The 13,636-nt window shown below is 51.2% G+C and carries 12 protein-coding genes; 2 read left to right on the plus strand and 10 right to left on the minus strand.

Annotated features, from left to right (window positions below; all coding sequences use genetic code 11):
* From thrS to KK062_RS09630, 8 genes are all read right to left on the minus strand, one after another.
* On the minus strand, window positions 1–1,203 hold a 1,203-nt coding region (gene thrS, locus KK062_RS09595), incomplete at its 3' end, for a threonine--tRNA ligase (protein ID WP_254084069.1).
* Window positions 1,204–1,260: 57 nt separating this feature from the next.
* Window positions 1,261–3,678, minus strand: coding sequence for a DUF5686 and carboxypeptidase-like regulatory domain-containing protein (locus tag KK062_RS09600; RefSeq protein WP_254084070.1), 2,418 nt, complete (start codon window positions 3,676–3,678; stop codon window positions 1,261–1,263).
* A 167-nt stretch (window positions 3,679–3,845) separates the two neighbouring features.
* Window positions 3,846–4,484, minus strand: coding sequence for a SanA/YdcF family protein (locus tag KK062_RS09605; RefSeq protein WP_254084071.1), 639 nt, complete (start codon window positions 4,482–4,484; stop codon window positions 3,846–3,848).
* Between the two features lie 26 nt (window positions 4,485–4,510).
* A complete protein-coding gene (locus KK062_RS09610; RefSeq protein WP_254084072.1) occupies window positions 4,511–5,194 on the minus strand; it encodes a TrmH family RNA methyltransferase in 684 nt (227 codons plus the stop codon).
* A gap of 33 nt (window positions 5,195–5,227) precedes the next feature.
* The gene (locus KK062_RS09615) at window positions 5,228–6,535 is read right to left on the minus strand and encodes a NupC/NupG family nucleoside CNT transporter (protein ID WP_254084073.1); all 1,308 of its coding nucleotides are present in this window, start codon (window positions 6,533–6,535) and stop codon (window positions 5,228–5,230) included.
* Between the two features lie 182 nt (window positions 6,536–6,717).
* Entirely contained in the window at window positions 6,718–7,314 is a 597-nt protein-coding gene (locus KK062_RS09620; protein ID WP_254084074.1) for a bifunctional nuclease family protein, read from the minus strand.
* A gap of 79 nt (window positions 7,315–7,393) precedes the next feature.
* Window positions 7,394–8,347, minus strand: a complete 954-nt coding sequence (locus KK062_RS09625) for an electron transfer flavoprotein subunit alpha/FixB family protein (RefSeq protein ID WP_254084075.1) — start codon at window positions 8,345–8,347, stop codon at window positions 7,394–7,396.
* Window positions 8,348–8,380: 33 nt separating this feature from the next.
* Window positions 8,381–9,121 (minus strand): electron transfer flavoprotein subunit beta/FixA family protein, encoded by a 741-nt coding sequence (locus KK062_RS09630; protein WP_254084076.1) that lies wholly within the window; start codon window positions 9,119–9,121, stop codon window positions 8,381–8,383.
* 184 nt (window positions 9,122–9,305) lie between these two features.
* Between KK062_RS09630 and KK062_RS09635 the strand changes: the two genes are divergently transcribed.
* Window positions 9,306–9,617, plus strand: coding sequence for a tetratricopeptide repeat protein (locus KK062_RS09635; RefSeq protein ID WP_254084077.1), 312 nt, complete (start codon window positions 9,306–9,308; stop codon window positions 9,615–9,617).
* A 3-nt stretch (window positions 9,618–9,620) separates the two neighbouring features.
* Here the strand turns inward: KK062_RS09635 and KK062_RS09640 are convergent, their stop codons facing one another.
* On the minus strand, window positions 9,621–10,418 hold the full coding sequence (locus tag KK062_RS09640; protein ID WP_254084078.1) for a SprB repeat-containing protein: 798 nt from the start codon (window positions 10,416–10,418) through the stop codon (window positions 9,621–9,623).
* A gap of 72 nt (window positions 10,419–10,490) precedes the next feature.
* The gene (gene dnaB, locus KK062_RS09645) at window positions 10,491–12,026 is read right to left on the minus strand and encodes a replicative DNA helicase (protein WP_254084079.1); all 1,536 of its coding nucleotides are present in this window, start codon (window positions 12,024–12,026) and stop codon (window positions 10,491–10,493) included.
* A gap of 201 nt (window positions 12,027–12,227) precedes the next feature.
* Between dnaB and KK062_RS09650 the strand changes: the two genes are divergently transcribed.
* On the plus strand, window positions 12,228–13,601 hold the full coding sequence (locus tag KK062_RS09650; RefSeq protein WP_254084080.1) for a UDP-N-acetylmuramate--L-alanine ligase: 1,374 nt from the start codon (window positions 12,228–12,230) through the stop codon (window positions 13,599–13,601).
* Window positions 13,602–13,636: the final 35 nt, after the last annotated feature.

Raw genomic sequence — 13,636 nt, forward strand, 5'->3', positions numbered from 1 at the left:
CTCTTCCTTCACCTGTTCGGGGCGGCAGAAGATGTGCGCGTCATCTTGCGTAAACCCGCGCACACGGGTCAGGCCGTGCAGCTCGCCGCTTTGCTCATACCTGTATACCGTACCGAATTCCGCCAGGCGGATCGGGAGGTCGCGGTACGAACGCGGCTTGGTTTTATAAATCTCGCAGTGATGCGGACAGTTCATGGGCTTAAGCAAGAACTCCTCTCCTTCGTCCGGGGTGCGGATTGGCTGGAAAGAATCTTTACCATATTTCTCATAGTGCCCCGAAGTTACATAGAGCGACTTGCTACCGATATGCGGTGTCACCACCGGATCATAACCGGCTTTGATCTGCGCGCGGCGCATAAACTGTTCGAGCCGCTCGCGCAGGATGGTGCCCTTCGGCAACCACAACGGTAGGCCCATGCCTACCCGCTCGGAGAAGGCAAAGAGCTCGAGCTCCCGCCCGAGTTTCCGGTGGTCACGTTTTTTGGCTTCCTCCAACAGGTGCAGGTATTCTTCCAGCTCCTTCTGTTTGGGAAAGGTTATGCCATAGATGCGGGTCAGCATCTTGTTGTTTTCATTATTACGCCAATAGGCGCCCGCCACGTTCGTCAGCTTCACTGCCTTGATCAGGGCAGTACCCGGAATGTGTGGACCTTTACAGAGGTCGGTAAAGTTGCCTTGCTGGTAAAAGGTGATGGAGCCGTCTTGCAGACCATCGATCAGCTCAATTTTATACGGATCGCCTTTCTTGGTAAAGAATTCCAGCGCTTCGGCTTTGGGCACGTCGCGACGATCAAAGGTGCTGTTATTCTTTGCCAGCTCCTTCATCTTGCTCTCGACCGCCGCCAGTTGCTCATCGCCAAAAGGAATACCGCCCAGGTCTACGTCGTAGTAGAAGCCATTTGTAATGGCCGGACCAGTACCAAACTTCACGCCGGGATACAACGCTTCCAGTGCTTCCGCCAGCAAGTGTGCCGACGAGTGCCAGAACGCCATTTTCCCATTAGCATCGTTCCATGTCAGAATTTTTACAGCAGCATCTTTCTCGATCGGGCGCGACAGGTCCCAGACCTCGCCATCCACTTCGATTGCCAGGGCTACGCGCGCGAGCCCCTCGCTGATCGAGGTAGCGATGGCTGCACCGTTAGCACCGTGGGGGTAAGTCTTTACTGTGCCATCCGGCAGGGTAATTCGTATATCACTCATATCGGTTGCAAATATGCGATTTTTACAGGCTCATTAATAAAACATACGATAACAAAATCACAATTGGAACTGAGCTGTAAATAAAACTCCAAATTTACGCGCATCCTTGTTGTCAAGGTAGGAAACACGGTGAACAAAATCAACCCGCAAAAATCGGAAGATGTTCTCTACGCCATAGCCAAGCTCGACATAGGGGCGGCGATCTACAAAACCACCGGGTCGCAATTCTTCGTCCGTCGTAGAGGTGTTGATAAGTTCCTGGTTAGACTTGCGCAAGCCACCCATGATCACGTTAGCCGTACCCAACAACCGCCACCGTAACTTCTGAATCAACGGTATCCGGTTCAGCAGAAAACCTTCCAGGTATTGACGGTACTGTAGAGATGCATAGTGGTCGCTCACGAATTCCCCATAATTCATGAGGTTATAGGTAACAGCCGAATACAACGGCGATTGGTTCCCCAAATGCAGCACCAGCAACGGATACGGTAGGGTATTAAAAATATATTCTCCCTGCACGGTGACATAGGCCACACCCAGCGGCCCGGTCTTAATGCGTTTGGCCACGCTCAACCGCAGCTTATCATACGAAAAATCACTGCCCCACAGCCCCTGAAAGCCACGGGTATAGCGTACTGTAATAATGGGCCACTTGGTTGTACCGAGGCTAACACGCTCATTGTCGTTCTGAATGAACAATTCGTCGCGGGCAAAACGCGTTTCCAGGATCACTTCCGATGCCTGGAAGTTCTGGTTAAATGCGACCGATATGTCTGGGTCATCAAAGTATCCGAAGTCAAATGTGGGCTCAAAGGTCCAGTACTTAAACATCACCTTTTGCGTAAAGCCCTTGAACAATTCACGCTGGAAGGCGACTTTGTATTCATCGGTGTAGAAGCCCCGTCGGAAATAACCCCAACGGGAAGCCACGAGGAACAACGGGTTGTCCTCCAGATCCTCTTCCTCTACTCCCAACCGACGCAAGTCACTCCGTGCGCGGACGGTAACTGTCGTCCAGCGATGCCGCGACAGAATGGTTTGGACCGAGGCCATGTATTTCACGCGTGAATCGTTAAATCCGTAGCCCAACTGTCCGGCATAGATCCACTTTTTGCTGAAGTCAGCGTTGGTGCGGAATCCGCCCTGCACACGCACACCTTCAATGTCGTTCCAGGCGACCAGCCCCAGGTAAGGACCGATGTCTACCTTGCCTACATCGTAGTATCCATCGATAAACACTTTGATAATGTCCGTATAGGTTTTTACCACGGGAATGTTCTGCAGCGTGTCGATCATCTTGTAGACGTTCTTCTCCGTCTCGCTTAGTGGTTCATGCCGCAGCGTATCCCAATACACCTCATCGTCATACATCCGCGAGTCTTCGGCCAACACAATCGGACGTTCATAGAATTTTAAGTCGTAGGGTTTGTTAACAACAATGTTTTTGTTGCTGGTGTAGAACTTCGCCAGCATACCGGCAGAGTTGTTGGTCACCTCCCCCACGTCGATCAGCACGCGGTTTTTGACGGGTACCCAGGGACCCAGTGACGTTGCTTCCAGCTCTTGCTGGATGCGGATCTTCTCAATAAAGTTCAGGTTTGCCGCACGCCCCACCGAGGCATCGATCTGCCGTAGCGCATACTCATTTTTAGTGATCCACATCGTACCGGTAAACGCCAGCTCCTGCGGACTGCGCGGATTAAAGTCGAGCCGGTAACAATAGTCGTCACCAATGTATACGCTGTCTGTCAAATCGTAGTCATAATACAATCGCCATCCGTCGGCAATAGGCGACACGAACTCTTTTGTAACGATTGTCAGCCAATTCTGGTAGAAGTTATACTCCTGGAATGAAGATCCGACAAATTGCGTCACCACCGAACCATCTTCCACTCCCACCCCGTTGATCTTGGTCTTAAGAATATTTTCCTTGCGCAAAGACGGTTCATCGCGGTAGTACAGCTTGGATACACTTTCGGAAATAAACAGCGGCAGGATCGGCTTACCATCGTCGCCCGCGATGCGCTGCACACTGTCCAGCACCTGACTGATCTTCTTCATCACCTTCTTCTGGCGAAGCTTCTCCGAAATGTTATCGACGTCAATCTCGATCTTGGTATAGGTATCGTATTCGTACGCGGTAAGCTCGCGTTTGTCGTTCTTACCTTTGTTGCGTACCACCTCGCGCAGAATGGCATACGCTGGATTTTCGCCCGCGTTGATCACCACTTCCTGTAAGCTCGTCGCATCTTCTTCGAGCTGCAGGTTGGCGGTTTGTACGCCGCCCTTCGTCACGACCTTCTTTTTGGGTTTATAACCGATGTAGGACGCCACGATGGTATCACCGGGTGTCGCGGTTTTGATCGTAAAGTTTCCATCAAAGTCGGTCGTAGTTCCGATCGTGGTGCCTTGATAGATCACGTTGACAAAGGGTATCGGATCGCCGGTGTTGACGTCGGTTATCTTTCCTTTCACAACAGTTTCCTGCGCACGAACGAAGCCAGCGCTAAACAATGATAACAGGAACGCAAAAAAAACAAATTGCTTTAAAAACATGCAGTTCAGCGCGTTACGCACAAATGGCGGTTTTATAAAAGTAGCGAATTATACGAAGACGGATGCTCATGTACAAACGGGGCCTGTTAGCTATTCAATTCTTCTTTGCGGCCCATAAAACGAGGTTCTGTTTTTAACACATAAAGATCCAGCACGGCCTTGGTACGGGCCAGGTATTCCCGGAGCCGAACCTTAAAGGAATACTCGAAGTCCGGCTCTTCAGCTACCATAGCAACAGCATCGATATCATAATATTGGCTAATGAACAACGCCCGGTAGCTATGAAACGGTTGTGTAATAATCGTAATCTTATCCTGTCCAAAAATCTTTTGACACCGCACGACCGAATCCAGGGTACGGAGCCCGGCATAGTCCAGGGTAATGGCGGTTTCGGGCACCCCGAGCTTCATCAACGCCTTGCGCATGGCCACCGGTTCGTTGTAAAACCGCGAGCGATTGTCGCCACTCAAAATAAAATGATCGATTTTACCCATGCGGTAGAGCTCCGCAGCAGTCTCCATCCGTTTTTCAAAAAATGGATTGGCTTTGCCTCCGGCGAGCTTATGGCTGGTGCCTAATACCAGGGCCACCCGGTGGGCGGGCAGATCCTGCAGGTCTTCATATACCTGGCTCTCCGTACTTTTGACAATCCAAACGTTGCACCCAATCAGGAAAACCAAAAACAGGCAGCACAATCCAATAATAATTCTCTTCAGCCACCGCATTGCTTTATAGACATTCGTAAACAAAGCTACTGAATTGTGCGCAGAAATTCGCGCTCAATGACATCGGACTTGCGTACCATTTTTCGGAACCACTGCAATCGTATGATCTGCTTCTCTTCTTCGGAAAGACGGAAGCCAAAATCGGATTGATGTAACTTCGCAATTAATATATTCAGGCAAATGGCCACGCTGACGGAGATATTGAGACTTTCGGTAAACCCGTACATCGGTATACGAATGCGCTGGTCAGCATGCTCCCGCGCATAGGGAGAGATTCCTCGCAACTCGTTGCCAAACAACAAGGCTATTTTCCCGGCGGTGACATCGACATCCTGTATCGATATACCGTCTTCGTCGGGGTCGGCCACCATGATGCGGTAGCCTGCTGCCTTCAGGCGCTTAAAGCATACCTCGGTGTTATTCTCCTCCCCCGATCTATAGCGTTCCAGGTTCAGCCACTTGTAAGAGCCTTTTAATACCCTGACGTTCAGCTGGTACTTGGCCAGGTTCTCGACGATGTGCACATCTTGTAACCCCATACACTCGACGGTACGAATGACGGCGCTGGCATTCTGCGACTGAAAGATATCTTCGAGCATGACGGTTACATGACGGGTACGGTCGTTCAAGACCTTTTCCATGACTTGTTTCTTGTGGTCCGAAACAAACTGCTCCAGATGGTGCAATACACGAATGTCGGCGTCGGTCATGAAGTATGAGAATAAAGGAAATACAAGACAAGGTTAGAAAAGTGCGCCGGCAATGGTGGCGGTCATCATAGTCGCGAGCGTTGCGGCAATCATGGCGCGCATGCCTAAACGCGAGATGTCAGCCTGACGCGTTGGCGCCATACCGCCCGTACCGCCGATTTGAATGGCAATCGAGCTGAAGTTGGCAAAACCACATAGGGCATAGGTTGCAATCAGAATGGATTTGTCGCTCAGTTTGCCGGCAGCTTTCATGGTGCCCAGATCGAAGTAGGCAATAAACTCGTTGATCACCATTTTCTCACCCAGCAAACTACCAATGGCCAGGCTCTCCTCCCAGTTCACGCCGATGGCGAAGGCAAAGATACGAAACACCTGGCCGAGTATATATTGCAACGAAAAGGCTTTAAACGTGCCGTTGGTACTTTGTTGTATAAGCTCATTCAGGCCGGTATAGTGGCCAACAAAATCTTCCAATACCCAGTTGACTGCATAGATCACGGCAATAAATGCCAGCAGCATCGCCCCAATATTCAACGCAAGCTTCAGGCCGTCGGCCGCGCCGGTAGCAATGGCGTCGATCAGGTTTACGCTGGTCGTTTCTTTGGTCAGCTTCAGCGATTGATCGACCGACTCGCGCTCTGGCAAAAAGAGCTTAGCCATCACCACGGCCGCGGGCGCGCTCATCAGTGAAGCGGTTAGCAAGTACGTTGCAAACCGGGTTTGCTCGGCAGGGCTACTGCCGCCCAGGAACGACACATACGCACCAAAGACACTCCCGGCAATCGGCGCCATGCCCCCGACCATGAGGCAGTGCAGCTCGGATTGGGTCATGCCGGGGATAAAGGGTTTCACCAGCAGCGGCGCTTCGGTCTGGCCCATAAAAACGTCGCCGGCAATGGACAGGCTTTCAGCTCCCGACATCCGCATCGTACGGGTCATTACCCACGCAAATGCATACACGATCTTCTGTAGAATACCCAGGTGGTATAACCCTGCTGTAAAGGCTGAGAAGAAAATGACGGTGGGCAATGTTTGGAACGCGAATAAAAATCCAAGCGAATGGCGTACGCCGGGTGTGGTTTCCGAGTTTTTAGAAAGGTCGCCGTACAGGAACTCTGCTCCCTTCTGGGCGAAGCTCAAAAATTTAATAAACTGTGCGCTGACATATTCGAAGCCACTTTGTACAAACGGTACCTTGGCGATTATGAGGGCGAATACCACTTGTAACGCGATGCCGGCGCCAACGAGGCGCCAGTTGACGGCCTTTCGATCGGCCGAAAAAGTGTAGGCTATTCCTACGATAAAAACCAGGCCTCCCAGGGCACGCAAATAATCCTCCATAACGTTGGGCAAGAACTTCTGTTCATATAAAAAGCTTAAAGCCGAATCTGTCTTTTTTCAGCCTTAAGCTTTCCTGTAAACAGGTAATTCTTAGAAGTTTAGGTGTGTAATATGGGTTTCAAGACACTTTCCGGCACCTCGCCTGGTTGAATGTGATGCTGCGAAAGTATTCTTCTCTATTGTTAGTTACGTTTGCTCAGCTCGTCGCGGATTTTGGCGGCGCGCTCATAATCTTCCTTGTCGATCGCCTCCTTCAACAGCTCGTTGAGCTTGTCTACCGTGTAGTTCTTGAAGTCATCCTTCCGCACGGGCTCTTTCTTGACCTTGGCCTTTTCGACCTTGGGCTCCGGCTTGTCTTCTTCTGCCTCGTCGGTCAGAACAATGCCCGCCTCGGCCAGGATGTTCTCGTAGGTGTAAATGGGGGAATCAAAACGCAAGCCGATTGCAATCGCATCGGACGGGCGTGCGTCGACTTCTGTTTTCTTCAGACCGTCCGAGCAGATGATCTTGCCAAAAAATACACCTTCCTTCAAATCTGAGATGATGATCTCTTCGACTGTAAAATGGAAGTTGTTGGCAAAGGCTTTGAACAGGTCGTGTGTCATGGGGCGGTTCGGAATGATCTTTTCGATCTCAATGGCGATGGCCTGTGCCTCAAACATGCCAATGATGATCGGAAGTCGGCGGTTGCCTTCAGTTTCCCCCAGCACCAACGCAAACGAACCGGCCTGGGACTGACTGGACGAAAGCCCTAATATTTCGAGTTTAATTTTTTTCACTTCTACTTAAATCTCTCCTGTACTGCGTTTCCTCTTACAACTTACGTAAATCGGCCGATTAGGCACGAATCCTCTTTCATTATTTTGCGGCCTTCAGGGCCTCGGTCAGCTTGGGTATGACCTCAAAAGCGTCGCCCACGATGCCGTAATCAGCAGCCTTGAAAAACGGTGCCTCTGCATCCTTGTTGATGACCACGATGTATTTGGAGGAATTGACCCCGGCCAGGTGTTGAATGGCACCTGAAATACCCACTGCCACATACAGTTGAGGTGCAACTTTCACACCGGTCTGTCCCACGTGCTCGTGGTGCGGCCGCCAGCCCAGATCCGATACAGGCTTGCTACAGCCGGTGGCGGCGTGCAATACCCTGGCCAGGTCTTCCAGCATACCCCAATGCTCGGGGCCTTTCATACCACGACCACCCGATACGACAATGTTGGCTTCTGGCAACAGCACCTCGCCGGTAGCTTTTTCAGAAGAAAGTATTTTAACAGCAAAATCCGTTTCCGGTACTGACACCGTATAGGGTGTAACGGATGCGGTGCCGCCTATCTCTTTTGCTTCGGCTGCGTTCTTCTTCAAGCTGATAACCTTTTTCGCATTGTTCAAGGCCACGTTGGCGAAGGCTTTGCCGGTATAGATGCTACGTTTCACGACAAATCCTGCCGATGTATCGGGCAATGCCACAACGTTGGAGGCCAGGCTGGAACCTGTGCGCGCGGCCACGCGTGCGGCGATGGGAGTTCCCAGGGACGAATCTGCCAGCACCAGGATGTCGGCTTTCTCATCGGCCAGGGCCTGCGTTAACACCGAGGCATACGCCTGGATCACGCCCTGGTTAAACTTGCTGTCGGCTACGTGCAGCACCTTCTGCGCACCGTATTTTCCGAGCGACTCCAGCTCCGCCGTGTCGACCGCTCCCAGCGCGATGGCCGTTACCGGTGTACCCAATGCGTGCGCATAGGCTACCGCTTCCAGGGACGTCTTCTTTATTTTACCTTCTGCACTCTCTACAAAAACAAGTGTTGGCATACCGTATATAGCGTTAACAAGTAGTGGATAAAATCAAATAACTTTTGCTTCGTTCTTCAGCAGGTTGACCAGCTCGGCAACGTTATCCGCTGCGATCATTTTCACGGCGCCTTTCGGCGGCGGCAACTCGAACTTCTGAAGCTTCACGCCGCTGTCGGCCGCTTTGGGCTCAACGACCTTCAACGGTTTTGTGCGGGCGGACATGATACCGCGCATGTTGGGAATCTTCCATTCGGCGATCGGTTCCTGGCATCCTGCCACGAGCGGCAGCGACACCTCTACTTCTTCTTTACCACCTTCGATCTCGCGGGTCAGCTTGGCAACATTACCTGAAAGCTCCAGCTTCATCACGGGTGACACCGACGGAATGCCGAGCATCTCTCCTACCAGGCTGTGTACCACGCCACCGTTGAAGTCTATCGACTCGCGTCCCATTAAAATAAGTGTATAATTTCCTGCCTTGGCTTCTTCGGCGATCTGAGTAGCAACAAAGAATGAATCGATGGGCTCTGCATTGATGCGGATGGCATCATCGGCACCGATGGCCAACGCCTTGCGGATGGTGGGCTCCGTGTCGGCGGGGCCAACGTTCAATACCGTAACAGTAGTGCCCGCATTTGCTTCCTTCAGCTCAATGGCACGTGCCAGCGCGTAGTCGTCGTACGGGCCAATAATAAATTGAACTCCTGACGGATCAAATTTTGTGTTGCTCTCTATAAAGTTGATTTTGGATGTGGTATCCGGAACATGGGTAATACAGACTAATATCTTCATCTTGCTCTAAATCAGGACGTTCAAAACTATTTTTTGAGAAACAGGGCCAAGATACAAAAAACCACTTTCCCAACGCTAAACCGCCTGCAAATTTCAAAATGCCACTTCCCATCCTGGAAACATTTTGGCCGAAAGATTTTATTCCTGGATTTTGTTTGTTACTTGGCACCTACGTTTACTTCATATGACCCGTCTCGAACAACTTCGGAAATTTTTAGAGGACGATCCTGCCGATCCGTTCAATGTCTATGCGTTGGCGTTGGAATATCAAAAGACAGACCACAGCATCGCCCTACGCCTGTTCAAACAACTCGTGCTTGAACACCCCAACTACCTGGCGACGTACTATCACCTGGGTAAACTTTACCAGACATTGGAGCAGAAGGATCACGCCATCAAGATCTTTAACGCCGGCGTTGAAAAGGCTCGTGCACAACGGGACACCAAAAGCGTTCATGAGCTACAGAATGCCCTGCAAGAAATACTTTTTGAATAACGCTTAGTTGTTGGGAGCACCGTCGTCTACCCAGCAAGCAATCTTATCGATGTCGCTCTGTTTTAACGGCGTGCCGTCAAAGGGCATGCTCCGGTCCTCTGTCATGGACTTGATCTGCTGGGCATAGGTCCTGGCGTTATTATAGTTGCGTAAGTCTACGCGCGCGGAGCCATTGTGGCAACCGCTTAATGCACAATAGGTTTCCATGACCGGTTGGATGTCCGTGGACCAACTGGTACCGGTGATGCCACGCGGTACGGTTACATGGAGCGACACCATACAATCATGACCGTCACGTATGGTCACCGTGTGGTCGCCATGGCTCACTGTCATAAAGGTATTGCTGGCGGCGGTGACGCCGTTGTCCAACTGGTAGGTATAGGGTGGATTAACTTCTTCCACGGATAGTACGATGATGCCGCTGTTCGCTTCGCATAAACTATCCTTGGTCACCTCGGCCGTAAAGGCAAAATCCCGGGCTGCCACGATTACATTGGTAATAACAGTATCGCAGCCATTCACATCCACTACCCCCACCGAGTAGATGCCCGCGGCGAGGTCTTGAAAATCGCCGGAGCTTTGTGCCGTGTTGTTCAATAAATATGTATAGGGTTGTTCGCCACCGGCGGCCACCACGTGTATGCGTCCGTCGAGCGAACCGCAGGTGCTTGCCGGGGTAACAGACTCCAGCGTTAACGACGGACCGGCTATCGTACAATCTATCACGGGCTTATCCAGGTCGTGGTATACGCAGCTCGTCAGTATAAAAAGGGAACAAGAGAAGTAAAACAGCCTCCGCATATACCGCCAAAGGTACTGCGAATAACGCTACCGGCATAATGCACTGGTGGCAGCGGGTCCAGGCATTAACGCTTAAAATGGCGTCTCATCATCGTTGGCCGATGGCGGTGGCATGTGCGGCGGCATATCGTTGCCCAGGGTATTGAGACGACTTTCGCGCGTCACCATACCTGAACCCGAGAATGGATTATCGTAAGACGCCGGACCGTCGAGGTCGGCGAACTTGGTATACTTACCGATAAATTTCAGCTTGACGTTGTCGGTCGAACCGTTCCGGTGCTTGGCGATGATCACCTCGCCGGTACCTTGTGTCGGCATACCATCTTCGTCCACGGTAATCTTATAGTATTCCGGACGATACAAGAACATTACGATGTCGGCATCCTGCTCGATAGAACCCGATTCACGTAAGTCAGACAGCTGCGGCCGTTTATCACCGCCGCGGGTCTCCACACTACGACTCAACTGCGACAGCGCCAGTACGGGTACGCTCAATTCCTTGGCGATACCTTTTAAGGATCGCGAGATAGACGCGATCTCTTGTTCACGATTGCCGCTCTGCTCGCCTTTCATGAGCTGCAGGTAGTCGATCACGACGAGCTGTACGCCGTGCTCTGCTTTCAAGCGGCGGCACTTGGCACGAAGCTCGAGGATCGAGAGCGCGGGCGTGTCATCGATAAAGATCGGCGCAGTCGTGAGCTTTGTAGTCTTGTGTACGAGTTGTTTCCACTCGTGGTCTTCCAGATTACCTTTCTTAATTTTTTCGCTTTCCAACTCGGCCTCGGCCGCAATGAGACGATTCACCAACTGAATCGATGCCATTTCAAGAGAGAAGATGGCCACCGGTATTTTAAAGTCTACGGCTGCATTTCGCAGAGCGGACACCACAAATGCCGTCTTACCCATACCGGGACGAGCCGCAATGATAACAAGGTCGGAACGTTGCCAGCCGGATGTGAGACGGTCGAGCGCTGTGAATCCGCTCGGTATACCGGTCAGCCCGTCTTTATGCTCACGCAGCATCTGAAGCTCCTGAATGGCCTGAGCCATCAGGTTTCGCATACTGTCATAGTTCTTGCGCAAGTTGGCATCGGAGATTTCGAAGATGGCGCTCTCCGTTTTGTCGAGCAGCTGGAATACGTCTGTCGTATCTTCGTACGCGTCGCTCTGAATCTGCGAAGCGACTTCGATCAGCTCGCGCTTGATGGCCATTTCCAGGATCACGCGGGCGTGATATTCGATGTTGGCCGCGGAGCTCACTTTAGAGGTTAGCTCGGCGATATAAAAGGTGCCCTCGATCTTATCCAGATTGCCGGATTTGCGCAGCTGATTTACCACGGTACGCATATCTACCGGCTCGGATGCCTTAAACAGCTCAAGTACAGCTGTGTAGATCACTTTATGTTTTTCCACATAGAAGTGCTCAGGCTTTAAGAACTCAACCACAGCGTTGAGTGCATTTTTCTCCAGCATCACAGCACCCAGCACTGCTTCCTCCAGATCAAGTACCTGAGGTGGCAATTTGCCCAAGCCAGCAGAGATGTCTCTCTGAATCAACTTATTAGCTCTATTACCAAACCTCAGGGACGTCGATCTGTCTTGCTCCATACAGTGGTTGTTGTGCGTGTTTAATTTTTTAGGGGGGACAAACGTACGATACGCGCGGCGCACTATCTACACAACTTATAAACAAGTTACCAACAAGTTAACGTTAGACATGTTAATAAAGTGCAACCGCCCGCACATCCGGGTTGAATTTGTATGCCATCAACATTTTGATTTATTTTAAAACCGGATTTAGTTTTTTCCATGCACCCGAAAAAGCAAAAGATACATTTTATCGCGATTGGCGGTAGCGTCATGCACAGCCTGGCCGTCGCGCTCAAAGAGGCGGGACATCACGTTACCGGATCAGACGACGAGGCCTTCGAGCCTTCGCGCAGCGCTTTAGCAAAGCACGGCTTATTACCTGAGAAAGAGGGATGGACACCAGAGAAGCTCGACGCTTCCATCGACTTGGTCATCCTCGGTATGCACGCCCGTCCTGATAACCCCGAGCTGCTCCAGGCAAAAAAGCTTGGCCTAACCATCAAGTCCTTCCCGGAATACATCTACGAGCAATCCATTGATAAGCAACGTATCGTCGTTGCAGGCAGTCATGGTAAAACCACCATCACCGCCATTGTCGTGCATGTGTTGAAATACTTCAACCGGGATTTCGACTATGTTCTCGGGGCACGCATCACCGGGCTGGACTATACTGTCAAGCTTTCCCATGCCCCGATCATCGTGATCGAGGGCGACGAATATCCTTCTTCTGCCCTGGACGCCACGCCGAAGTTCCTGCGCTACCAGCATCACGTCGGTGTGATCAGTGGCATTTCATGGGACCACGTTAACGCGTTCCCGTCGGAGGAAGACTACGTAAAACAATTCGACATCTTTGCTGACAATACGCCCAAGGGCGGCATCCTGATCTATTCCGAACAGGACTCACTCGCGCTGATGATTGGTAAGAAAGAGCGCGAAGGTATCGTACAAGTGGTGTATAAGACGCATGCCCATACACAAGATGCCAATGGCAACTGCTTCCTGACCAACGGTAAGGAACGACATCTCACGCAGCTCTTCGGCAACCACAATTTCCAGAATCTCAGTGCTGCCAAAGAAGTATTGAAAAAGATCGGTATCACTCCCGAGCAATTCTTCGAGGCCATTCCAAGCTTCAAAGGCGCCGAAGGCCGTCTTGAAAAGATCCGCGAGAATGGTTCGACTGCCGTTTATAAAGATTTTGCCCATGCCCCCTCGAAAGCAAAAGCAACGGTTAAGGCACTCAAAGAGATATTTCCGGCACGTGAGCTTGTAGCCTGCCTGGAACTGCATACGTATAGCAGTCTGAATAAAGATTTTCTCCCCCACTATAAAGACAGCCTGAAGGCTGCTCAGCTTCCCGTCGTGTATGTAAATCCCGAGAAGACAAAAGCTAAAGGGTTGGAGGCCATTCCAGAAGCAGCTATACGATCGGCGTTTGGACTGCCGTCGCTGCAGGTGTTTACCGATGCAGCAACGTTGGAGCAGTTCCTGCTCCAACAATCGTGGAAGAACAAGAACTTATTGATTATGAGCTCGGGCAACCTGGGGGGACTTGATGTTCACACGCTTGCTGAAAAGATTGTAGCCTAGCGCTGATTTAGCTGGCATTGTATCGTTCCTGACCA

The organism is Dawidia cretensis (assembly GCF_018598175.1).
GTDB classification, from domain to species: Bacteria; Bacteroidota; Bacteroidia; order Cytophagales; family Cyclobacteriaceae; genus Ohtaekwangia; species Ohtaekwangia cretensis.

Bases quoted from the DNA above. Each gene is read 5' to 3' on its own strand.
- KK062_RS09625 (WP_254084075.1), bottom strand. From the start codon at position 8,347: ATGCCAACACTTGTTTTTGTAGAGAGTGCAGAAGGTAAAATAAAGAAG.
- KK062_RS09615 (WP_254084073.1), bottom strand. From the start codon at position 6,535: ATGGAGGATTATTTGCGTGCCCTGGGAGGCCTGGTTTTTATCGTAGGA.
- KK062_RS09635 (WP_254084077.1), top strand. From the start codon at position 9,306: ATGACCCGTCTCGAACAACTTCGGAAATTTTTAGAGGACGATCCTGCC.
- KK062_RS09640 (WP_254084078.1), bottom strand. From the start codon at position 10,418: ATGCGGAGGCTGTTTTACTTCTCTTGTTCCCTTTTTATACTGACGAGC.
- KK062_RS09650 (WP_254084080.1), top strand. From the start codon at position 12,228: ATGCACCCGAAAAAGCAAAAGATACATTTTATCGCGATTGGCGGTAGC.
- KK062_RS09610 (WP_254084072.1), bottom strand. From the start codon at position 5,194: ATGACCGACGCCGACATTCGTGTATTGCACCATCTGGAGCAGTTTGTT.
- KK062_RS09630 (WP_254084076.1), bottom strand. From the start codon at position 9,121: ATGAAGATATTAGTCTGTATTACCCATGTTCCGGATACCACATCCAAA.
- KK062_RS09605 (WP_254084071.1), bottom strand. From the start codon at position 4,484: ATGCGGTGGCTGAAGAGAATTATTATTGGATTGTGCTGCCTGTTTTTG.
- dnaB (WP_254084079.1), bottom strand. From the start codon at position 12,026: ATGGAGCAAGACAGATCGACGTCCCTGAGGTTTGGTAATAGAGCTAAT.